General features: G+C 61.0%; 17 protein-coding genes. 8 read left to right on the forward strand and 9 right to left on the reverse strand.

The genetic code is table 11. The annotated features are described in order from the left end of the window. Positions 1 to 112: 112 nt before the first annotated feature. Positions 113 to 622 carry a hypothetical protein gene (locus tag HU806_RS07375; RefSeq protein ID WP_186610768.1) on the reverse strand — a complete coding sequence of 170 codons (510 nt, stop codon included), beginning with the start codon at positions 620 to 622 and terminating at the stop codon, positions 113 to 115. A 388-nt stretch (positions 623 to 1,010) separates the two neighbouring features. Here HU806_RS07375 and HU806_RS07380 point away from each other — a divergent pair, with 388 nt between their 5' ends. Next, positions 1,011 to 3,086 (forward strand): AsmA family protein, encoded by a 2,076-nt coding sequence (locus HU806_RS07380; protein ID WP_186610769.1) that lies wholly within the window; start codon positions 1,011 to 1,013, stop codon positions 3,084 to 3,086. A 3-nt stretch (positions 3,087 to 3,089) separates the two neighbouring features. Here HU806_RS07380 and HU806_RS07385 read toward each other — a convergent pair whose 3' ends face one another. Further along, positions 3,090 to 3,620 carry a ferritin-like domain-containing protein gene (locus tag HU806_RS07385; RefSeq protein WP_186610770.1) on the reverse strand — a complete coding sequence of 177 codons (531 nt, stop codon included), beginning with the start codon at positions 3,618 to 3,620 and terminating at the stop codon, positions 3,090 to 3,092. A gap of 56 nt (positions 3,621 to 3,676) precedes the next feature. Beyond that, the gene (locus HU806_RS07390; protein ID WP_186610771.1) at positions 3,677 to 4,618 is read right to left on the reverse strand and encodes a LysR substrate-binding domain-containing protein; all 942 of its coding nucleotides are present in this window, start codon (positions 4,616 to 4,618) and stop codon (positions 3,677 to 3,679) included. A 129-nt stretch (positions 4,619 to 4,747) separates the two neighbouring features. On the opposite strand from HU806_RS07390, the gene HU806_RS07395 reads away from it, so the two are divergent. From HU806_RS07395 to HU806_RS07410, 4 genes are all read left to right on the forward strand, one after another. After that, positions 4,748 to 5,386, forward strand: a complete 639-nt coding sequence (locus HU806_RS07395; protein WP_186610772.1) for an FMN-dependent NADH-azoreductase — start codon at positions 4,748 to 4,750, stop codon at positions 5,384 to 5,386. A gap of 110 nt (positions 5,387 to 5,496) precedes the next feature. Continuing rightward, a complete protein-coding gene (locus HU806_RS07400; RefSeq protein ID WP_186610773.1) occupies positions 5,497 to 6,387 on the forward strand; it encodes an esterase/lipase family protein in 891 nt (296 codons plus the stop codon). 126 nt (positions 6,388 to 6,513) lie between these two features. After that, positions 6,514 to 6,810 (forward strand): PsiF family protein, encoded by a 297-nt coding sequence (locus HU806_RS07405; protein ID WP_186610774.1) that lies wholly within the window; start codon positions 6,514 to 6,516, stop codon positions 6,808 to 6,810. Between the two features lie 138 nt (positions 6,811 to 6,948). Beyond that, on the forward strand, positions 6,949 to 7,962 hold the full coding sequence (locus HU806_RS07410; RefSeq protein WP_186610775.1) for an AI-2E family transporter: 1,014 nt from the start codon (positions 6,949 to 6,951) through the stop codon (positions 7,960 to 7,962). 117 nt (positions 7,963 to 8,079) lie between these two features. On the opposite strand, the gene HU806_RS07415 is transcribed toward HU806_RS07410, so the two are convergent. Then, a complete protein-coding gene (locus tag HU806_RS07415; RefSeq protein WP_186610776.1) occupies positions 8,080 to 9,345 on the reverse strand; it encodes an Hsp70 family protein in 1,266 nt (421 codons plus the stop codon). Between the two features lie 295 nt (positions 9,346 to 9,640). On the opposite strand from HU806_RS07415, the gene HU806_RS07420 reads away from it, so the two are divergent. The 3 genes from HU806_RS07420 (at position 9,641) to HU806_RS07430 (ending at position 16,279) form a co-directional block, all read left to right on the forward strand. Continuing rightward, positions 9,641 to 10,582: a DnaJ C-terminal domain-containing protein gene (locus HU806_RS07420; RefSeq protein ID WP_186610777.1), complete on the forward strand. Its 942-nt coding sequence runs from the start codon at positions 9,641 to 9,643 to the stop codon at positions 10,580 to 10,582. Between the two features lie 229 nt (positions 10,583 to 10,811). Beyond that, a complete protein-coding gene (locus HU806_RS07425) occupies positions 10,812 to 11,111 on the forward strand; it encodes a chaperone modulator CbpM (RefSeq protein ID WP_186610778.1) in 300 nt (99 codons plus the stop codon). A 110-nt stretch (positions 11,112 to 11,221) separates the two neighbouring features. Further along, complete coding sequence (locus tag HU806_RS07430) at positions 11,222 to 16,279, forward strand: NEL-type E3 ubiquitin ligase domain-containing protein (protein WP_186610779.1); 5,058 nt, start codon at positions 11,222 to 11,224, stop codon at positions 16,277 to 16,279. Positions 16,280 to 16,435: 156 nt separating this feature from the next. On the opposite strand, the gene ureC is transcribed toward HU806_RS07430, so the two are convergent. The 5 genes from ureC to ureA form a co-directional block, all read right to left on the reverse strand. Further along, complete coding sequence (gene ureC, locus HU806_RS07435; RefSeq protein WP_186610780.1) at positions 16,436 to 18,136, reverse strand: urease subunit alpha; 1,701 nt, start codon at positions 18,134 to 18,136, stop codon at positions 16,436 to 16,438. Positions 18,137 to 18,263: 127 nt separating this feature from the next. After that, positions 18,264 to 18,569: an urease subunit beta gene (locus HU806_RS07440; protein WP_186610781.1), complete on the reverse strand. Its 306-nt coding sequence runs from the start codon at positions 18,567 to 18,569 to the stop codon at positions 18,264 to 18,266. Then, positions 18,566 to 19,099, reverse strand: a complete 534-nt coding sequence (locus HU806_RS07445) for a GNAT family N-acetyltransferase (RefSeq protein ID WP_186610782.1) — start codon at positions 19,097 to 19,099, stop codon at positions 18,566 to 18,568. Before HU806_RS07445 ends, HU806_RS07440 begins: the two co-directional genes overlap by 4 nt. Positions 19,100 to 19,105: 6 nt before the next feature. Further along, a complete protein-coding gene (locus HU806_RS07450; protein WP_186610783.1) occupies positions 19,106 to 19,639 on the reverse strand; it encodes a GNAT family N-acetyltransferase in 534 nt (177 codons plus the stop codon). 9 nt (positions 19,640 to 19,648) lie between these two features. Continuing rightward, positions 19,649 to 19,951 carry an urease subunit gamma gene (ureA, locus tag HU806_RS07455; protein WP_003197350.1) on the reverse strand — a complete coding sequence of 101 codons (303 nt, stop codon included), beginning with the start codon at positions 19,949 to 19,951 and terminating at the stop codon, positions 19,649 to 19,651. Positions 19,952 to 19,959: the final 8 nt, after the last annotated feature.

Consider the following 19,959-nt stretch of genomic DNA (forward strand, 5'->3'; position numbering starts at 1 on the left):
AGGCTTTGCTGGCGTCGAACGTTAGAGAAGGGGACCAAGGGGGAAAGCGAGGGGTTTGAAAACTAAAAAGCCCGATTCAAGGAATCGGGCTTTTTTGCGGGCCACCATGGGCTCAGCTCACTGCGCTGTTGCGTTCGATCACACGATCACCACCGCCTTCGGCGAGGGTCTGGCCTTGTGGTGTGCGGTCTGAACCGTCAGCGGCCAAGGTTTCGCCCAGTGGGGTACGGTCGGAACCGTCAGCTGCCAGGGTCTGGCCTTGTGGCGTGCGGTCGGAACCGTCAGCTGCCAGGGTCTGGCCTTGTGGCGTGCGGTCGGAACCGTCAGCTGCCAGGGTCTGGCCCTGTGGCGTGCGGTCGGAACCGTCAGCTGCCAGGGTCTGGCCTTGTGGAGTGCGGTCGGAACCGTCGGCTGCCAGGGTCTGGCCCTGTGGTGTGCGGTCGGATCCACCTTCGACCAGGCCTTTTTCTTCCAGGCGGTCACGACCACCTTCGGCTACGGTTTGGCTATAGACAGACTGGCTATCCTTGACCTGGGGGGTGGCTTGTTCGGAGGCTGGCAGGGCGAAAGCCGTAGAGGCCAGCAGTGAAAGAGACAGGCTCATCAGTAATTGGCGTTTCATGATCGTTGCTCCTTGGGAGGGCTGAAAAGTGGGTACGAGGGCAATGCTACTCTCGATAAGTCGATATAAAAGTTCATAAACGCAATGGTAATAATCAACAGAATTGATTGTTCGGCGCAAAGGCTCTAGAACGGGCCTTTCGGAGGAGGCGTTTTGCTCTGGAGTGGGTAGTTTGTACTCACTTGCGCTCCGCAATAGTGCGGTGCCGGTAACAGGTAGCTGACGATCTGGTCAGGATCCAGAGTGTTTTTTCGTGCCGTTCTCTGCTCATGGTGGTAAACCTGTCGGCCGTTTCGCCAGTCCAATCATTTATGCAGCGAGCCAGTTCAGGTTCGTGTTGCCCAAGCGTCGCGGTCCCGACGCTGGTTTGTCATCAGGAGCCTTGTGCATGACGCGCACCTCGAAAATCCTTGCTTGGGGCCTTGCCTGCCTCGTCGTTCTGCTGACGGTGCTGGTGTTGTTCCTTGCATTGTTCGACTGGAACCGCATCAAGCCGGCGCTCAACGCCAAGGTGTCCGAGGAGTTGCATCGTCCCTTTGCGATCAATGGCAACCTGGCGGTGGTGTGGCGACGCGAGCTAACCGAAGGCGGGTGGCGAGCGTGGATGCCCTGGCCCCATGTCGTGGCCGAAGACTTGACCTTGGGCAATCCGGACTGGTCGAAGACAGCGCAAATGGCCACGCTCAAGCGCGTTGAATTGCGCGTTTCGCCTTTGGCCCTGCTGGCCCAACGGGTGGCGATTCCGCGCATCGACCTGACTGAACCCAGCGCCAATCTGCAACGCCTGGCCGACGGGCGCGCCAACTGGACGTTTCAATTCGATCCGAAGGACCCACAGGCCGAGCCGTCCAATTGGGTGGTGGACATTGGTGCCATCGGTTTCGACAAGGGCCATGTCGTCCTTGATGACCAGACGCTCAAGACCCGGCTCGACCTGCTGATAGACCCGCTGGGCAAGCCGATTCCGTTCAGCGACATCGTGGGTGAGAAAACTGCGAAAAAAGTCCGGGAGCAGGGCGCGGCGCCGCAGGACTATGCCTTCGCCTTCAAGGTTGACGGGCAGTACCACGGCCAGGCGCTTAGCGGTTCCGGCAAGGTCGGCGGACTGCTGGCCTTGCAGGATGCGTCGCAACCATTCCCGTTGCAGGCCCAGGCAAAGATCGCCGATACCCGCATCGAACTGGCCGGCACCCTCACTGACCCGAAGAACCTCGGCGCCCTTGACCTGCGCCTGAAGCTGGCCGGCAACAGCCTGGCCAACCTTTATCCACTGACGGGCGTCACTCTGCCGGATTCGCCGCCCTACGCCACCGACGGTCGATTGATCGCCAAGCTCCACGAGCCGGACGGCGCGCAATTTCGCTATGAGGCGTTCAACGGCAAGATCGGCGACAGCGATATCCATGGCGACCTGGCCTATGTCGCCGGTCAGCCGCGGCCGAAACTCAGTGGCGCGCTGGTTTCGAACCAGTTGTTGTTCAGCGACCTGGCACCGCTCATCGGTGCTGACTCCAACACTGAACAAAAGGCCCGGGGCGGCGCCAGCAAGCAACCGTCCGACAAGGTGTTGCCGGTAGAGGAGTTCCGCACCGAACGCTGGGGCGTGATGGACGCCGACGTGGAGTTCACGGGCAAGCGCATTGTCCACAGCGAGCAGTTGCCCTTTAACGACCTCTACACCCACTTGGTGCTCAACGATGGTCAACTGAGCCTCGAACCCCTGCGCTTTGGCGTAGCCGGTGGCCGCCTCGATGCGCAGATCCGCCTCAACGGCCACACCCAGCCGCTCGAAGGGCGGGCAAAATTGACGGCGCGGGGCTTCAAGCTCAAGCAGCTATTCCCCGGCTTCGAGCCAATGAAAACCAGTTTCGGCGAGCTCAATGGCGACGCTGATCTCTCCGGGCGCGGCAACTCGGTGGCGGCCCTGCTGGGGACGTCCAATGGCACGCTGAAGATGCTCATCAATGATGGCGCTATTAGCCGGGAGTTGATGGAGCTGGCCGGACTCAACGTCGGCAATTACGTAGTAGGGAAAGTCTTTGGCGACAAGGAAGTGAAGATCAACTGCGCAGCGGCTGACTTCGACATCAAGACTGGCCTGGCGACCACGCGCCTGTTCGTATTCGACACTGAGAACGCAATTATCTATATCGACGGCACGGCGAACATGGCGACCGAGCAGTTGGACCTGACCATCACCCCCGAGTCCAAAGGCTGGCGGTTGATTTCCCTGCGCTCGCCGTTATACGTGCGGGGGACCTTTGCCAAGCCCGCCGCCGGGGTCAAGGCTGTGCCGCTGATGCTGCGCGGGGCGGGAATGGTGGCCTTGGGTGTAATCGCCGCGCCAGCGGCCGGGCTGCTGGCGTTGGTGGCGCCTAGCGGCGGCGAGCCGAACCAGTGCGCGCCGCTGCTGGAGCAGATGAAAGCGGGCAAGGCGCCGGTGACGGTCAAGCCTACCCGCTAGCGATTACAGGTCGGCCAGAATATCGGCCATATCATCGGCGTGCTCTTCTTCCTGAGCCAGGATGTCTTCGAAAATACGCCGCGTGGTCGGGTCCTTGTCACCGATGTACTGGATGATTTCCCGGTAGCTGTCGACGGCGATCCGTTCAGCGACCAAGTCCTCGAACACCATTTCCTTGAGGGTGTTGCCCGCCACGTATTGGGCATGGGAGTGTCGGGTCAACAGGTCGGGGTTGAACTCAGGCTCGCCGCCCAATTGCACGATGCGCTCGGCGAGTTTGTCGGCGTGTTCGTTTTCCTGGTTGGCGTGTTCGAGAAACTCACTGGCCGCCACGCTGGCCTTGAGGCCGGTGGCCATGAAGTAGTGGCGCTTGTAGCGCAGCACACACACCAGTTCGGTAGCTAATGCTTCGTTGAGCAGGCGGATGATTTCCTGGCGATCGGCGTTGTAGCCTTCGGTAACCGCGCCATTCTGGACATTCTGCCGCGCGCGTTCGCGCAGGGTCGTGACGTCGGATAAGTGCATGTCGCTCATCTCGTTCTCCTGGAGGCTGATCCGGTTAGGCGTCACGCTCTGTAGGCGCGATCGCTCTAATTCTGAGTGACCCGATCCTGGAAAAGTTTTACCGAATTTTTCAGGGCATGCCCGGTCATGCGCGCTTCTTCTTCCACCCACTGGAAAAAAGCCCGCACCGGCGGATGGCGTTCACGGCCAGGGACGCAGAGCGCGCTGTAGCCTGCGCCGTTGACCTGGACCTGCGGGCGATAGCCCACCAACAGGCCGCTGGCGACGCTTTCGGACGCCAGGATGTTGCTCGCCAGTACCAGCCCTTGTCCGGCAATGGCCGCTTGCAAGGCGTAGTGCTCTTCATCGTATTCACGCATGCACGGTTGGCGGCTCAGCCAGGTTTCGCCTGCCTGGGCACACCACGCATCCCAGCCGTGGGCGTACAGCTTGGAGTTGTGCCAACGCACGCCGATCAGCGTCGGTGGCTGCGCGGCAGCCAGCGCTACTTGCTCGGGCGAGCCATACACGCCGAAGCGCTCGTCGAACAGGCACAGGCCATACAAGTTTGAATAATTGTCCAGGCTGTAGCGCACCACCATGTCCACGCTGGCGTCCTGATGCAGGTCGATGACTTCGCAGTGGGTGTCCAGCCTTACGTTGATGTTCGGATGGCGCGCATAAAACCGGCCCAGGCGTGGCACCAGCCATAGGGCGGCAAATGCGGCCGTGGTGGAAATCGTCAGGTGGCTGGTGCTGCGTTGTGGGCGCAAGGTATCCACACTTTGCGCGACTTCCAGCAAGGCGCCGTGGAGGCTACGGAACAAGCGTTGCCCGCCTTCGGTGAGTCGCACCTGGCGGGGCAGTCGTTCGAACAACGACAAGCCCAGCCAGGTTTCCAGCGCGCGGATCTGATGGGAAACCGCCGTCGGTGTGACCGAAAGCTCCTGGGCCGCCGCCTTGAAACTGAGCAGCCGTGCGGCGGATTCAAAGGCGCGCAGGGCATTGAGGGGCAGAGTGGCAAACATCAATAATCTCCAATGAATGAGAAAAACTCATCCAGGTGCACTAACGCTCATTTGAATGAAAGCAGTTGTGAGCTTCAAGCTTAAAGCTACAAGCAGTTCCGATTGTAGTCGCAAAATGAGGCGGTATAGATGAGCAGAATTCTTGTAGTGCAGGGCAGCCCTCGCGGTGAGCGGTCCCATTCCCGGCGTCTGGCGGAAGCTTTCATAAGCGCCTGGCAGGGCGTCAATCCACAGTCCCAAGCGACCCGCCGCGAAGTCGGCCGAACGGTCATTGCGCCAGTCAACGAAGCCTTCATCGCGGCAGCGTTCCACCCCGAGCCGCAGGCACGACCGTTGACCATGCGGGCCGACTTGGCCTTGAGCGATACCTTGGTGGCGGAGCTGATGGCCCACGAGCGGCTGGTGATCTCCGCGCCCATGCATAACTTCGGCGTGCCCAGCGGGATAAAAGCGTGGATCGACCAGATCGTCCGCATCGGCCTGACGTTCAATCACAGCCTGGATAACGGCGTCTCGCAATACGAACCGTTGGTGTTGGGCAAGAAGGCTTTGATCGTGACCAGTCGTGGCGATTTTGGCTTTGGCCCCGGTGGCCAACTGGAGGCCATGAACCACGCCGACACGTGGCTGCGTACCGTCCTGGGATTTATCGGCGTCAGCGATGTGACGGTGGTGGCCGCCGAAGGAGAGGAGTCGGCGGAGCACAGCTTTGCCCGTTCCTATGCCGAGGCCGAGCAACGGTTGTTGGCGTTGGCGCGGACATTTTGAGAGGCAGCAGGCTTGGTCCTGGATTCGGCGCGGGCTGAAGTGACTCGGGTGTCATAGACTGGTCATCATCGATACCGATGCTGACCACTTTTGATCTCAAGGATGTCGCCATGTCGCAGCGCTGCGCCACTCGCTACCCGCTGGTGCTGGTCCCAGGCATGCTCGGTTTCATTCGCCTGGTGTTGTATCCGTACTGGTATGGCATCGTCGCAGCGCTGCGCCGAGGCGGAGCCGTGGTGGTTGCGGTGAAGGTCTCGCCGCTGCATTCCTCGGAAGTACGTGGCGAGCAACTTCTGGCGCGGATCGAGGAAATCCTGCGGGACACCGGCGCGCAAAAGGTCAACCTGATCGGCCACAGCCAGGGCGCTCTCACTGCTCGCTACGCCGCCGCCAGGCGCCCGGACCTGGTCGCGTCAGTCACCTCGGTGGCCGGCACCAACCACGGTTCCGAACTGGCGGACTACCTGCACACCCATTACCCGGCCGACAGCGCCAAAGGACGATTGCTCAGCGCTTTGTTGCGGTTGATCAACGCCATGATGAGCTTGCTGGACAGCGGGTATCACGGGCCAAGACTGCCGGTCGATATTCAAGCCTCCCATGCCTCGCTGACAACCGCCGGGGTAGCGCTGTTCAACGAGCGTTATCCACAGGGGTTGCCTCAGACCTGGGGCGGGCAGGGGCCGGAAGAAGTCGGTGGCGTGCGCTATTACTCCTGGTCCGGGACCTTGCAGCCGGGCAAGACCGATAAAGGGCGCAACCTGCTCGACGGGACGAACCGCAGTTGCCGGTTGTTTGCCCGCACCTTCGTGCGCGAGGCGGGGCAGTGCGACGGGATGGTCGGGCGCTATAGCTCGCACTTGGGCACGGTCATCCGTGATGACTATCCGCTGGACCATTTCGACATCGTCAATCAGTCGCTGGGGTTGGTGGGCAAGGGGGCGGAACCCATTCGCTTGTTTGTCGAGCATGCCGAGCGATTGAAGTCAGCTGGCGTTTAGCCGTCGACTGCAATGGCGACTTCATCGCGAGCAGCGACGCGAGAGTCGATCTGGAAAGGTGTAACGGGCTTTGTCTACACTGCAGCTCATCGCCGTCCTCCTCGGGCGGCAACCAGGAGAAACACCATGAAAATGCTGCGCGTGCCGTTGTTGATGATCGGTTTGCTGCTGTGCTCCCAGGGCTTCGCCGCCACGGCCCAGCAGACCAAGATGACTACCTGCAATGCCGACGCGACTGCCAAGGCGCTCAAGGGGGACGAACGCAAAGCTTTCATGAGCAACTGCCTGAAGGCCACTCCGGTCGCCGCCGAACCGAGCACGCCGCAGGAACGCATGAAGACCTGCAACGCCACGGCCACCACCCAGGCCTTGAAGGGCGATGCTCGCAAGACCTTCATGAGCGAATGCCTGAAGAAAAAATAACGCCTTGGATTTTTCTGCGCTCATGAGGCAAAAAAACACCTGAACCCTGACCAAGGTCGGCCGATACAATGCCTAGTGCTGCCAGCGGAACGCTGGCAGACTGCCGATCCTTTCACGCTCGTTTTGTTCTGGGGCTGTATGCCAACGTTTTCTCAGCGTCATGTGTTGTTGGTGATCAGTTGGGTGATCATTTTTGGTGGGTTGTTGCTGGTGCTGCCGCTGCGCCTGTTGCCGAGCCTGTTGGCCGGGTTGCTGGTGTTCGAACTGGTCAACATGCTCACGCCGCAGTTGCAACGGCTGATCGAAGGCCGGCGCGCCCGTTGGGTAGCGGTGGCGCTGCTGGGGACGCTGGTGGTCAGTGTACTCAGCCTGATTTTCGCCGGTGCCTTCAGCTTCCTGTTGCATGAAGCGGAAAACCCTGGCGCTTCCCTGGATAAGTTCATGGGCGTGGTGGACCGCGCCCGAGGGCAATTGCCGCCCTTCATCGACGCGTATCTGCCGGCCAGCGCGGCCGAGTTCCGGGTGGCGATCGGTGACTGGATGAGCAAGCACCTGAGCGACTTGCAGCTGGTGGGCAAGGACGCGGCCCATATGTTTGTCACGCTGCTGATCGGCATGGTGCTGGGCGCCATCGTCGCCTTGCAGCGCATCCCCGACCTGACCAAACGCAAGCCCCTGGCCGCCGCGCTGTTCGATCGGCTGAACCTGCTGGTCAAGGCGTTTCGCAACATCGTATTTGCGCAGATCAAGATCTCCCTGCTCAACACCTTCTTCACTGGGATTTTCCTGGCGGTGGTGCTGCCGCTGTTCGGCATCCAGCTGCCGTTGACCAAGACCCTGATCGTGATGACGTTCCTGCTGGGGCTGCTGCCGGTCATCGGCAACCTGATGTCCAATACGCTGATCACCATCGTCGCCTTGTCGCTGTCGATCTGGGTGGCGATGGCGGCGCTGGGCTACCTGATCGTGATCCACAAGCTCGAATATTTCCTCAATGCCCGTATCGTCGGCGGACAGATCAGCGCCAAGTCTTGGGAATTGCTCATGGCGATGCTGGTGTTCGAAGCCGCATTCGGCCTGCCGGGGGTGGTGGCGGGGCCGATTTATTATGCGTATCTCAAGAGTGAGTTGAAGCAGGTGGGGATGGTGTAGAGGGGCAGCTGTAAGCTTCGAGCTTCGAGCTTCGAGCTTCAAGCTTCAAGCAAAAGCCAGCCGCGCCGCCTGACTGCTCTTACTTGCAGCTTGCAGCTCGAAGCTCAAAGCTGCTTTTCACCCATAGCGCTTCATCGCCTCGATCGCCAAACCACTGCCAATACTGCCGAAGATATTGCCTTCTACGTGCCGCGCCTGGGGCAGCATGGCCGAGACGCTGTTGCGCAGCGCCGGGATGCCACTGGAGCCGCCGGTGAAAAACACCGTATCGACCTGGTCGACGCGCACGTTGGCATCGTTGAGCAACTGCGTGACGCTGCCGCGCACCCGCTCCAGCAAGCCGTCGATGGCCGATTCGAACAGGGCTCGGGTCAGCTCCACGCTCAGGCCCGGCTCGATGCGGTCCAGCGCGACATGGCGTTGGTCGGCGTGGGTCAAATGAATCTTGGTTTCCTCCACTTCCATCGCCAACCAGTGCCCGGCACGCTGGTCGATCAGCTTGAACAGCCGGTCGATGCCGCCGGTGTCTTCGATGTCGTAGCGCATGCTGCCCAGGGCCAGGGTCGATTTTTGCGAGTACACCGCGTTGATGGTGTGCCAGGTCGCCAGGTTCATGTGGTGGCTGGTGGGCATGTAGGCGCCGCTTTTCATCCGGCTGCCGTAGCCAAACAGCGGCATCAAGCCTTGCAGGCTGAGTTGTTTGTCGAAGTCGGTCCCGCCGATGTGCACGCCACCGGTGGCGAGGATGTCGGCGTGACGGTTGTCGTGGGTGCGACGCTCGGGGGACAGGCGCACCAGGGAAAAGTCCGAGGTACCACCGCCGATGTCGACGATCAGCACCAACTCTTCTTTCTCGATGGTCGATTCATAATCGAAGGCCGCCGCAATGGGCTCGTACTGGAAGGAGACCTCCTTGAAGCCGATGGCGCGGGCGACGTCCACCAAGGTGTTTTCCGCTTCCTGGTCAGCCATTTCATCGTCGTCGACGAAAAACACCGGACGCCCCAGCACCACTTCGTCGAATTCCCGACCGGCGGTGGCTTCGGCACGTTGCTTCAACTGGCCGATGAACAACCCCAGCAGATCCTTGAAGGGCATCGCCGTGCCGAGCACGCTGGTGTCCTGCTTGATCAGCTTGGAGCCCAACAGGCTCTTGAGCGAACGCATCAGTCGGCCTTCATAGCCTTCCAGGTATTCGTGCAGCGCCAGGCGGCCGTACACCGGGCGACGCTCCTCGAAATTGAAGAAGACCACCGAGGGCAGGGTGATCTTGTCGTCCTCCAGCGCGATCAACGTTTCCATGCCGGGGCGCAGCCAGCCGACGGTGGAGTTGGACGTGCCGAAGTCGATGCCGCAGGCACGGGCCGGGGATGCGTTTTTCATGTCTTTCGGGTTCCAGTTGAAAAAACGGCCGCGCAGTGTATGTCAGTGCGGCGCGGATTCGAAGGCCGATTGTCCGCTAATTCGCAAGCACTGGCCTTGAAAGACGGCGTTGCACCCCCAAACTTGCTGGCATGAGCCTGGCAGCAACAGGGCGGACACAAGAACCGCCACCCGCTGCCGATAAACTTCTGACGTGCCGCCCGGTCCCAATCTTGAGGTCGGTCAACCCGCTGTCCGGTCATCCGGGCATGCTGTGCGTGGCGGTGCGACATCGATAACGGATGGTGATGCTTAGATGGACTTCAAAGACTATTACAAGATCCTGGGTGTTGAGCCGACGGCGGACGACAGCACGATCAAGGCTGCCTACCGCAAGCTGGCGCGCAAGTATCACCCGGATGTGAGCAAGGAAAAGGACGCCGAGACCAAGTTCAAGGACGTCTCCGAAGCCTATGAAGCGCTGAAAAGCGCCGACAAGCGCGCCGAGTACGACGACTTGCGCCGCTACGGCCAGCACGGCCAGCCGTTCCAGGGGCCGCCGGGTTGGCAGAGCCGTGGCGGTTTTGGCGGCGGCCAGGACACCGGGGATTTTTCGGACTTCTTCAGTTCGATTTTCGGTAATCGCGGGCCGGGTTTCGGTGGTGGACAGTCAGGTCGCAGCGCCGGCCGTCGAGGGCAAGACGTGGAAATGGAATTACCGATTTTCCTGGAAGAAACCCTGTCGAACGAATCGAAGAAGGTCACGTTCCAGGTGCCTCAGTACAACGGCGCGGGCCAGCACGTGAGCAACACCAGCAAGAGCCTGAACGTGAAGATCCCGCTCGGGGTGACCGATGGCGAGCGCATTCGCCTCAAGGGCCAGGGCGCGCCGGGTATTGGTGGAGGCGCCAATGGCGATTTGTACCTGACCATTCGTTTCGCCCCGCACCCCAAGTTCGATGTCGAAGGCCAGGACCTGATCATCACCTTGCCGCTGGCACCGTGGGAATTGGCGCTGGGCACCGAAGTCGCGGTGCCGACCCTCACCGGCAAGATCAACCTCAAGGTTCCGGCCGGCAGCCAGAACGGCCAGCGCATGCGCGCCAAGGGCCACGGCTTGCGCAACAAGGCCGGCGAGCGCGGCTACCTGTTCGTGCAGCTCAAGGCCGTGATGCCCAAGGCCAGCGATGAAGCAGTCAAGGCGTTGTGGGCGGAACTGGCGAAGAAAGCCGCGTTCGATCCGCGGGAGAGTTTCTGACTTGTGATGAACGGCCTGTGAACACAACCCCGTGGCGAGGGAGCTTGCTCCCGCTGGGCTGCGAAGCAGCCCCAAAACCATTCGACACGGAGCGCCAGTAAACACCGGTCGGCAGGTTTTCACGACTGCTGCGCAGCCGAGCGGGAGCAAGCTCCCTCGCCACGGTCATGGGCAGATTTGCCGCAATTCTGGCTAGACTCGACAGTTAAAGCATTGGGAGAAGCAGATCATGAACAACCCGATCATTGAACTGAACCTGGTGGAATTCTGTGAAGCCGCCGCGTTGGCCGATGTCCATGTCATCGAAATTATCGAGCATGGCATTCTCGAACCCCACGGCACGGCTCCGACGGATTGGCGTTTCACCGATTACGAACTGGTCCTGGCGCGGCGTGCAGCCAAGCTGCGACGCGAGCTGGAGCTGGAATGGGACGGTGTCGCCCTGGCGCTGGACCTGCTGGAAGAGGTGCAACAACTGCGCAGCGAGAACCGCCGGCTGCGACAGCAACTGGGACGTTGGGTGGACTGACGACATCTGTCTTGCATGTCATGTCCTGTCGCAACTGCGATAAATAGTTACCGCATTCATTGCCAGGGCAATGGCTAGGCTTCGGTTTTCCACATCAAGGATGATCCGGTATGCCTGAAACCATTGTTGTCAGCACCGAGAAGACTTCGTCTTCCGAAACGCACGGCGTGCACTACGACCTGCTCAAGAATCGCATTTCCCCCTGTTACATCGCCGCCAGCGTTCAGCGGCAAGTGGCGCTGAGCAAACATTCGTTGCAAATCCCAGGCTGGTATTTGAAAGCAACCCACCAGACCAGGGCCGGCCTCAAGCGTAGCCACGAGCAGTACTGCAAGGTCTTGAACCAGGTCGACAAAACGTTGGGCAATGTCCAGGACATCCGGGATTTTGCCGAACCCTTGCTTCGCGTGGCTATCCAGCAGACCTTCAGACGAACGCTTGACGTGCGTAAGGTTTACTTTGCCCGCAAGTTCGCCCTCAAGACGCGCACCGATGTGGGCAGCAACCTGCTCCATCGCCTGACGGAGCAGGCGTTCGATACCTACCAGTACCGGGGCAGTTCGTTGCTGGAGGCGGCGTTGGCCAATTTCGAACCCGAAGAAGAGCACAAGCTCGACTGCGATGACTGTCACTACATCACCACGACTCCGGTGTCCGCCGACGGCACGTTGAGCCATACCCTGCAATCCGTCCGTGCGGGAGCACTGCCGATTGCCCCCGAAGCGTTCATCAAACTCTGCCGCAAGCTGGACTTGGGGCGACAGTACCAGGCGCATATCAAGGCGATCCTGCAACCGAACGATGGTCCGGCCCGTAGCCAGTTGGACCAGCAGCTGCGCGAGCACCACAGACAATTACTGGCTGTCAGCACGGAAATCGCTTGGTCCAGGGCGGACATTCGCCAGGATACTTATCAGATGCTGCAGCAGGTGATCGGCGATCAGAGCGGGATCAAGCTGGATGGCCGAGCAGTGACTGTTGCGTCGCTCAAAGTCCTCGACGTCGAATTGGTCGGCCCCTTGCTGATCGGCCCCGAGCGCGAGCGCAGCAACCGGGTCGAACGGCTGGTGGCCTACCTACCGGACGATCCGGAGCATCCCGTCAAGGAGTACACGTCCAGCGCCGAGTTCATGGTGGAGCTGCGACGGCGTCTGCACGGCGTTGAGTACCGTCGTTTTTTCAGCCGTTTCGTGCCCGTGCGTGAGCAAGGGGGCTTTTTCGAACGGTTCAACCATCTTTATCGCCCTTCTCCACAGGCCGATCTACACGCTGATTTTGTGCCCAAGGCCGATTTGCGCAGCCTCCCCATGGAGGCGTCGCTGCTGCGCGATCCGTTGTGGGAGGCGTTGCGCCGCAGGCAGATAGCGAAGATCCTGGCGGACGCGCGGGCGACGGCGGTGCCTACCGGTGAGGAAGATAAGAAAGCACGCATGGCGCGTCTGGACAGCTGGGAAAACACGCTGTTGGACATGCTCAACATGGCCGCATTCGTGGTGCCGGGCCTTGGGCCGGTGATGATGACCGTGTGGGCGGTGCAGATGCTTGACGAGGCGTTCGAAGGCATTGAAAGCTTCGAGCAAGGTGAAACCAAGGAAATGTGGGCACACTTTTCGAGCCTGGCGCTCAATGTCGCCTTTGCCGCCGCAGGCGCCAAAGTGTTGCCCCGGATCGTGCCGTCGGAAACAGTGAATCAATTGGAGCCTGTCACGCGGGCCAATGGTGAATCGCGCCTCTGGCGCCCCGACCTGGCGAGCTATAAGAGCGAGCTGGAGCCGCCTGTGTCCTCGACCCCGGATGGCCTGGGGCTACACCGGGTCAACGGCCGGCAAATCCTGCCATTGGGCGGAACGAACTACGAAGTGCAACGCGATCGCGCGACCGATCGTTATCGCATTCGCCATCCCTCCCGCCCCGATGCTTACCAGCCTGAACTGACGCACAACGGCAGCGGTGCCTGGAGCCACGAGCTGGAACGGCCCCAAGGCTGGGAGGGGACGCCCCTCATGCGCCGGCTCGGCCATGGCGTCAAGGACTTCAGCGATGCACAGCTGGAGCAGATCCGCGTCGCCAGCGATACAACCGAAGAAATGTTGCGGCGGCTGCATGTCGAGGGTGAGCCGTTGCCTGTGGCGCTGGCGGACACGATCAAGCGCTTCGACATCTCCCGCCAGGTGGATAATTTCGTCACGCAGATAAGCAGCGAGGACCCGCTGCTGCATGAGCAGGCCAATCCAATGATCCAGCTGCATCTGCTGACAAGTTACGGCCCGTGGCCAAAGGGCTTGAAGCTCAAGGTGGTGGATCCTTCGGGCAAGCTCCTCTGGGAACATGCCGCAGACCCGGACGGAGCGGCTCCGCTGCGTGATGTCTTCGTCACCGACGCGAAGATCTACACATCGTCTTTCCCCAGGAATCTGATCGAAGCGGTGGATGCCGCGGGCAATGACCTATTGGCCGGCACGACTCCGGCGATTGCGAAAACGAATATGCCAGCCCGGGTCCGGCAATTCAGGAAGAACCTCGCCGAGGTGGCGGTGCGTGAGAAAACGCAACTTTTCAACGACCACTACGCCAAGGACGATGTGTCGAGCGACCCGCGCGTCACGCTGATCAAATCCCGGTTTCCCTCGGTCCCCGCGACGGCCATCGGGCAGATGATGAACCATGCCAGCGATGTGGAAACCCAGCAGATGGCCCGCTGGGATTTCGCCGACGCGTTCCAGACCAAGCCCATCCCACTGCGCATCGCCGAAGAGCTGCGTCACTTCCAGCGCAAGGTGCGTTTGAACCGGGCCTACGAGGGGGTGTTCCTGGAGACGCTGGCCACACCGGACACGCCTCGACTGGTCCTGGCTACCTTGAAAACCTTGTCCGGCTGGAGCGACACGGTACGTATCGAGTTGCGCGACGGCAGTACTTCAGGCGAGTTGATCGACAGTATCGGGCCGCAGGAGTCGACGCAGGTCAAGACCCTGGTCAAGCGCGACAACTTATATAAGGCGTACGACGATGCCGGCAATGATCTGAGCACCTGGGATAATCTTTACGTGGCCCTGCAACGCGCCCTTCCGGATGCCGAGCGCCGGTCCATGGGCAGGCCCTCCATCCATCAGGGCGGGCTTTTGAAAGAGGCTGTCGGCGCTGCGCCATTGGGTCGGGAGGCGTTGGCGAAAGCGCTGAAGATGCCCGCGGTCAAACCGCTTTTCCAATCGCCGATGCGCCTGGCGTCCGGCAGGCTGGGTTACCCCATGAGCGGCTTGCGGGAGCGATTGGGACTGGCGCGATCGCCCGAGTCGCGAGTGCTCGAGTTGTACCCGAACTATAGGCAATCGCAAGTACGGGCCCTGCTGGAGTCATTGGGCGATGGCGCCGTTGCGGAGCTCAAGCGCCGTAAAGTCGAATTGAACATGCTGCGTCGGGATCTGGACCGATGGGTAACTTCTACAACATTGCGCGACATAGGTAATGATCGATCGCTGCAGGTGCCTATCGAAATCAAGCGCGTGGTGGCCGACCGGATCAGGCAGTGCTGGAGGCGTCAGGGGCGGACAGTCTTCACACGCGATGGCCGCAGCGTGGGGTACGAGCTCAATCTCACCGGGTTACCGGTAGGAGACTTGCCGGAACTCTCGGCTGATTTCAGCCATGTGGCTTCGTTGCGGTTGCGTGGTGTGGGGGTGTCGGCGTCGAGCGAGAATTTTCTCTCGCAATTCCCTTCTCTTCGCTGGCTGGACATATCCAACAACAGGCTAAGGGAACTCCCCCCGTCCCTGGAAACGATGAATGGCCTCACCCGGTTGTACCTGCGGGCGAACCGGATCAGCCTGATACCCCGCGACACAGAGATCCTCGGCAAACTCACTGAGCTCAAAGTCCTGGACTTGGACCAAAACCCTCTGGCACGGCTGCCAGACTTCAGCACACTGCCGAACTTGGAGGCGTTGGGACTGAAGGGAACCGGCATCGACACCTGGCCCACGGGCTTGCGTGACCAGCCGCTGGAGCAGCTTGATTTGCGCGACAACCAGTTGCTCGACGTGCCGGACTCCTTGATTGACCCGCCGACCGAAGCGGTTCACGCCACGGCACGTATCAATGGCGTGACTTTTATCCAAGGGAATCCGATGAGCGAGGCTACGGCGGACCGTTTGCGCGACTATTGGCAAAATCTCCGGCAGACACATCCCGAATGGGCCGCCTTGCGCCAGCCCGGCGCGTTTGAACTTCAAATGACCCTGCAGGCGCTATCGCCGTCGAACGTTGAACCGTGGCTGCAAGGCTTGCCTGCTGACCAACTGCGAAGCAAAAAAGCGATATGGCAAAGTCTGGTGGGCGAACCTCGATCCCGGGAGTTCTTTGAGCTATTGAATCAATTGGCCGGTTCTTATCAAGGAGAGGAAAATTTTCCGGACCTCCAGGGCCGCGTCTGGCAAATGCTGGAAGCGGCCAGCGAATCCACCGATTTGCGACGTGAGCTGTTCGAACAGGCCGGTGCGCCGGCTTGCGAGGACCGTGCGTCATTGTCGTTCAGCTACCTTGAAATCAAGCTGATGATCCACAACGCCAGGGCTTTGGCAAACGAGGCGGATGAGGCGGCAACCTTGATCCGATTGGCCAGGGGACTGTTTCGCCTCGACCAAGTGGAGCGCATCGCCTTACGGGATATTCAGGCTCGTCGCGAGGCGATCAGTACCAACCGCAATCTCACGGCCGTTCAGCGGGCCGAGCAGTTGAAGCGAATAGAAGAGGTTGAGGTCCGCCTGGCTTACCGCGTGGGTCTCAAGGATCGCCTGGCGTTGCCGGGGCAGCCAAACAGCGGACGATTTATCCACATGGCCGGTGTTACCGGGGCCATGCTCGACACGGCGACGGCCAACATTCTTGCCCTGGACGACTCACCCAGCGAGTTCCAGTCGTTGGTAGGCCGGGATTTCTGGGTCGATTACGTGAAGCAAACATACGCGGCATCCTTCCAGGCGTTGAACGAGCCTTTCATCACCCGCCAGATTGAAGTGGATGAGGCGAAGGCCACCGGAACGCTGGAGGATTCGGCTTATGTCAGCCAGTCCGAGGCCCTGGATTTGCAACGCAGGATCAAGGAGGCGGAACTGATCCAGTCGTTGACCCAAGATGAGCTGGATACGCTGACGGCAGGCACTGACCTGTAAGGTGAGTTGTCCCGGTCATTTCAGATAGCAATTAACCTGTGGCCAGAGATTGCTCCCGCTGGGGTGCGAAGCAGCCCTCGCTTTTTTTGCGATTGCTGCGCAACCGAGCGGGAGCAAGCTCTGGCCACGATGTATGCGTTCGGCCAGTTATCCAATTCAGAACAGGAAATAACGCTGCGCCATCGGCAGCACGTCAGCCGGTTCACACCACAACAGCACGCCGTCGGCCTTGACCTGGTAGGTCTGTGGATCGACGTCGATGCTCGGCAGGTAGTCGTTGTGGATCAGGTCGGTTTTCTGCACGTCGCGGCAGCCTTTGACCACGGCGATCCGCTTCTTCAAACCCAATTGCTCCGGCAGCCCCGCCTCGGCAGCCGCCTGGCTGATGAAGGTCAGGCTGGTGGCATGCCGCGAACCGCCAAAGCTTGCGAACATCGGTCGGTAGTGCACGGGTTGCGGCGTCGGGATCGAGGCGTTGGCGTCGCCCATCAGGCTGGCGGCAATCGCCCCACCCTTGAGAATCAAGGTCGGTTTGACGCCGAAAAACGCCGGGCGCCACAGCACCAGGTCGGCCCACTTGCCCACTTCGATGGAACCCACTTCATGGCTGATGCCGTGGGTGATCGCCGGGTTGATGGTGTACTTGGCGATGTAGCGCTTGATGCGGAAGTTGTCATTGCCTTCGCCGTCGCCGGGCAGGGCGCCGCGTTGCTTTTTCATCTTGTCGGCGGTTTGCCAGGTGCGCGTGATGACTTCGCCGACACGGCCCATGGCCTGGCTGTCGGAGCTGATCATCGAGAAGGCGCCGAGGTCGTGGAGGATGTCTTCGGCGGCAATGGTCTCGCGGCGGATGCGGCTTTCGGCGAAGGCCACGTCTTCGGCAATGCTTGGGTCCAAGTGATGGCAGACCATCAACATGTCCAGGTGCTCGTCGATGGTGTTGCGGGTGAACGGCCGGGTCGGGTTGGTGGAACTGGGCAGCACGTTAGGGAAGCCGCAAGCCTTGATGATATCCGGCGCATGCCCGCCACCGGCGCCTTCGGTGTGGTAGGTGTGGATGGTGCGGCCCTTGAACGCGGCCAGGGTGGTTTCGACGAAGCCGGACTCGTTGAGGGTGTCGGTGTGGATCGCCACCTGCACGTCGTATTGGTCGGCCACGCTCAGGCAGTTGTCGATGGCTGCGGGCGTGGTGCCCCAGTCTTCATGCAACTTCAGGCCGATGGCGCCGGCCTTGACCTGCTCGATCAACGGTTCCGGCAGGCTGGCGTTGCCCTTGCCAGTGAAGCCGAGGTTCATCGGGAACGCATCGGCGGCCTGGAGCATGCGCGCCAAGTGCCACGGTCCGGAGGTGCAGGTGGTGGCGTTGGTTCCGGTGGCTGGGCCCGTGCCGCCGCCGATCATGGTAGTGACGCCGCTCATCAACGCTTCTTCGATCTGCTGTGGGCAGATGAAGTGGATGTGGGTGTCGATACCACCCGCCGTGAGGATCATGCCTTCGCCGGCGATCACTTCGGTGCTGGCGCCGATGGCGACAGTGACATCTGGCTGGATGTCCGGGTTGCCGGCCTTGCCGATGGCGGCGATGCGCCCGTCCTTGAGGCCGACATCGGCCTTGACGATGCCCCAGTGGTCGATAATCAGTGCGTTGGTGATCAGCGTGTCGACGACCTCGGCGGCCAGCAGCTGGCTCTGGCCCATGCCATCGCGAATCACCTTGCCGCCGCCGAATTTCACTTCTTCGCCGTAGGTGGTGAAGTCTTTTTCCACTTCGATCCACAACTCGGTGTCGGCCAGGCGAACCTTGTCGCCGACGGTGGGGCCGAACATGTCGGCGTAGGCCTGACGACTGATTTTCATTGCAAAGGTCCTCGCATATGAGCTGCAAGCTTCAAGCTGCAAGCCTCAAGTAAAAACAAAGCAGGGGGGAGCGCCGCGAAGTGCTTTTTCTTGCAGCTTGCAGCTAGAAGCTTGCAGCTGAAGTCATTCACAAATCGCCCATGACTCGTCCGGCGAACCCATAAACCCGCCGCAACCCGGCCAGCTCGACAAGCTCGACTTCCCGACTCTGGCCCGGCTCGAAACGCACGGCGGTGCCGGCCGGGATGTTCAGGCGCATGCCACGGCTGGCGGCGCGGTCGAAGGCCAGGGCGTCGTTGGTTTCGAAAAAGTGATAGTGCGAGCCGACCTGGATCGGCCGATCACCGCTGTTGGCGACTTTCAGCGTAAGGGTCCGGCGCCCGACGTTGAGCTCGATGTCGCCGGGTGCTATCTGGTACTGACCTGGGATCATTGCGGTTGCCCCAAAATTTTGTAGTAGATGGCGGTCGGGGTGTAGGTCCCGTCTGGGCTCTGGCAGTAGTCGGGCAGTTCACCGACACGGGTGTAGCCCATGGCGCGGTAGAACGACTCGGCCTCGGAGCCGGCCTCGGTGTCGAGGTACAGCAGGCCACGCTTGTGCTGGCGGGCACCGAGCTCCAGGGCGTTCATCAATTGCTGGCCGAGGCCGCGGCGACGGGCGTCGCCACGTACCAGCAGCTTTTGCACTTCGGCGCGGTTCAGGCCGTTGGGTTTCTGGCACAGGGCGAGCTGGACGCTGGCCTGCACCTGTTCGTCCTTGACCACCACCCAAAGCAGCAGATCGCCCTGGTTGAGGCTGGCCTGGACCTCGTCGAAATAGGCGCGGGCCTGGTCGGCATCGAGATCGGCCATGAATCCCACACTGGCGCCATACTCAACGGCATCAAGCAACAGATCGATCAGGCCTTGGCGATAATGCGCAAAGCTTTCAGCATGGACTCGACGCAACTGGGCGGCGTTCATCGGTTATCACTCCTTGTCGATGGCGGGCGGTTGGGCCCCGGGATTGAGGACCAACTGCATGAAGGTCAGGTCCAGCCAGCGGCCAAACTTGGTACCCACCTGGGGCATCTGTCCGGTAATGGTGAAACCCGCGCGTTCGTGCAGGCGAGTCGAGGCCGCGTTGCCGCTCTCGATGGCGGCGACCATCACGTGTTTACCGCAGGCCTTGGCGCGCTCGATCAGGGCCAACATCAATAACGGGCCGAGGCCATGACCGCGTTGGTCGTGGCGGACGTAGACCGAATGCTCGACGGTATGGCGAAAGCCGTCGAACGGCCGCCAGTCACCGAACGAGGCATAGCCGAGCACGTTTTCCTCGGTATCGACGGCCACCAATACAGGGTAGCCCTGGGCTCGCCGGGCGCTGAACCAAGCCTGGCGATTACCCAGGTCCACGGCCTGTTCGTTCCAGATCGCCGTGGTGTTGAGCACGGCATCGTTGTAGATATCGCGGATTGCCGGCAGATCGGCAGGTTGCGCGTCACGAACGTGATAAGTCATGCCGCGACCTCAAGCGATGGGCTGGTGGACGGTGACCAGTTTGGTGCCGTCGGGAAACGTCGCTTCGACCTGGATCTCCGGGATCATTTCCGGGATGCCTTCCATCACCTGTTCGCGGCTCAACAGCGTGGTGCCGTAGTGCATCAGCTCGGCCACGGTCTGGCCATCACGGGCGCCTTCGAGCAGCGCGGCGGAAATATAGGCCATCGCCTCCGGGTAGTTGAGCTTCAAGCCTCGGGCCAACCGCCGTTCGGCGACCAGGCCGGCGGTGAAGATCAGCAGCTTGTCTTTTTCGCGTGGGGTCAGGTCCATGTGCAATC

Origin of the sequence: Pseudomonas sp. SWRI154, assembly GCF_014268645.1 — a bacterium.
Classification (GTDB): domain Bacteria; phylum Pseudomonadota; class Gammaproteobacteria; order Pseudomonadales; family Pseudomonadaceae; genus Aquipseudomonas; species Aquipseudomonas marvdashtae.

What these genes read in the sequence shown, in the direction of transcription:
- HU806_RS07385 (WP_186610770.1), bottom strand. Translation starts at nt 3,620, where the DNA reads ATGAGCGACATGCACTTATCCGACGTCACGACCCTGCGCGAACGCGCG.
- HU806_RS07425 (WP_186610778.1), top strand. Translation starts at nt 10,812, where the DNA reads ATGAACAACCCGATCATTGAACTGAACCTGGTGGAATTCTGTGAAGCC.
- HU806_RS07410 (WP_186610775.1), top strand. Translation starts at nt 6,949, where the DNA reads ATGCCAACGTTTTCTCAGCGTCATGTGTTGTTGGTGATCAGTTGGGTG.
- HU806_RS07430 (WP_186610779.1), top strand. Translation starts at nt 11,222, where the DNA reads ATGCCTGAAACCATTGTTGTCAGCACCGAGAAGACTTCGTCTTCCGAA.
- HU806_RS07420 (WP_186610777.1), top strand. Translation starts at nt 9,641, where the DNA reads ATGGACTTCAAAGACTATTACAAGATCCTGGGTGTTGAGCCGACGGCG.
- HU806_RS07415 (WP_186610776.1), bottom strand. Translation starts at nt 9,345, where the DNA reads ATGAAAAACGCATCCCCGGCCCGTGCCTGCGGCATCGACTTCGGCACG.
- HU806_RS07400 (WP_186610773.1), top strand. Translation starts at nt 5,497, where the DNA reads ATGTCGCAGCGCTGCGCCACTCGCTACCCGCTGGTGCTGGTCCCAGGC.
- HU806_RS07380 (WP_186610769.1), top strand. Translation starts at nt 1,011, where the DNA reads ATGACGCGCACCTCGAAAATCCTTGCTTGGGGCCTTGCCTGCCTCGTC.
- HU806_RS07395 (WP_186610772.1), top strand. Translation starts at nt 4,748, where the DNA reads ATGAGCAGAATTCTTGTAGTGCAGGGCAGCCCTCGCGGTGAGCGGTCC.
- HU806_RS07440 (WP_186610781.1), bottom strand. Translation starts at nt 18,569, where the DNA reads ATGATCCCAGGTCAGTACCAGATAGCACCCGGCGACATCGAGCTCAAC.
- HU806_RS07375 (WP_186610768.1), bottom strand. Translation starts at nt 622, where the DNA reads ATGAAACGCCAATTACTGATGAGCCTGTCTCTTTCACTGCTGGCCTCT.
- HU806_RS07450 (WP_186610783.1), bottom strand. Translation starts at nt 19,639, where the DNA reads ATGACTTATCACGTTCGTGACGCGCAACCTGCCGATCTGCCGGCAATC.
- ureC (WP_186610780.1), bottom strand. Translation starts at nt 18,136, where the DNA reads ATGAAAATCAGTCGTCAGGCCTACGCCGACATGTTCGGCCCCACCGTC.
- HU806_RS07405 (WP_186610774.1), top strand. Translation starts at nt 6,514, where the DNA reads ATGAAAATGCTGCGCGTGCCGTTGTTGATGATCGGTTTGCTGCTGTGC.
- ureA (WP_003197350.1), bottom strand. Translation starts at nt 19,951, where the DNA reads ATGGACCTGACCCCACGCGAAAAAGACAAGCTGCTGATCTTCACCGCC.
- HU806_RS07445 (WP_186610782.1), bottom strand. Translation starts at nt 19,099, where the DNA reads ATGAACGCCGCCCAGTTGCGTCGAGTCCATGCTGAAAGCTTTGCGCAT.
- HU806_RS07390 (WP_186610771.1), bottom strand. Translation starts at nt 4,618, where the DNA reads ATGTTTGCCACTCTGCCCCTCAATGCCCTGCGCGCCTTTGAATCCGCC.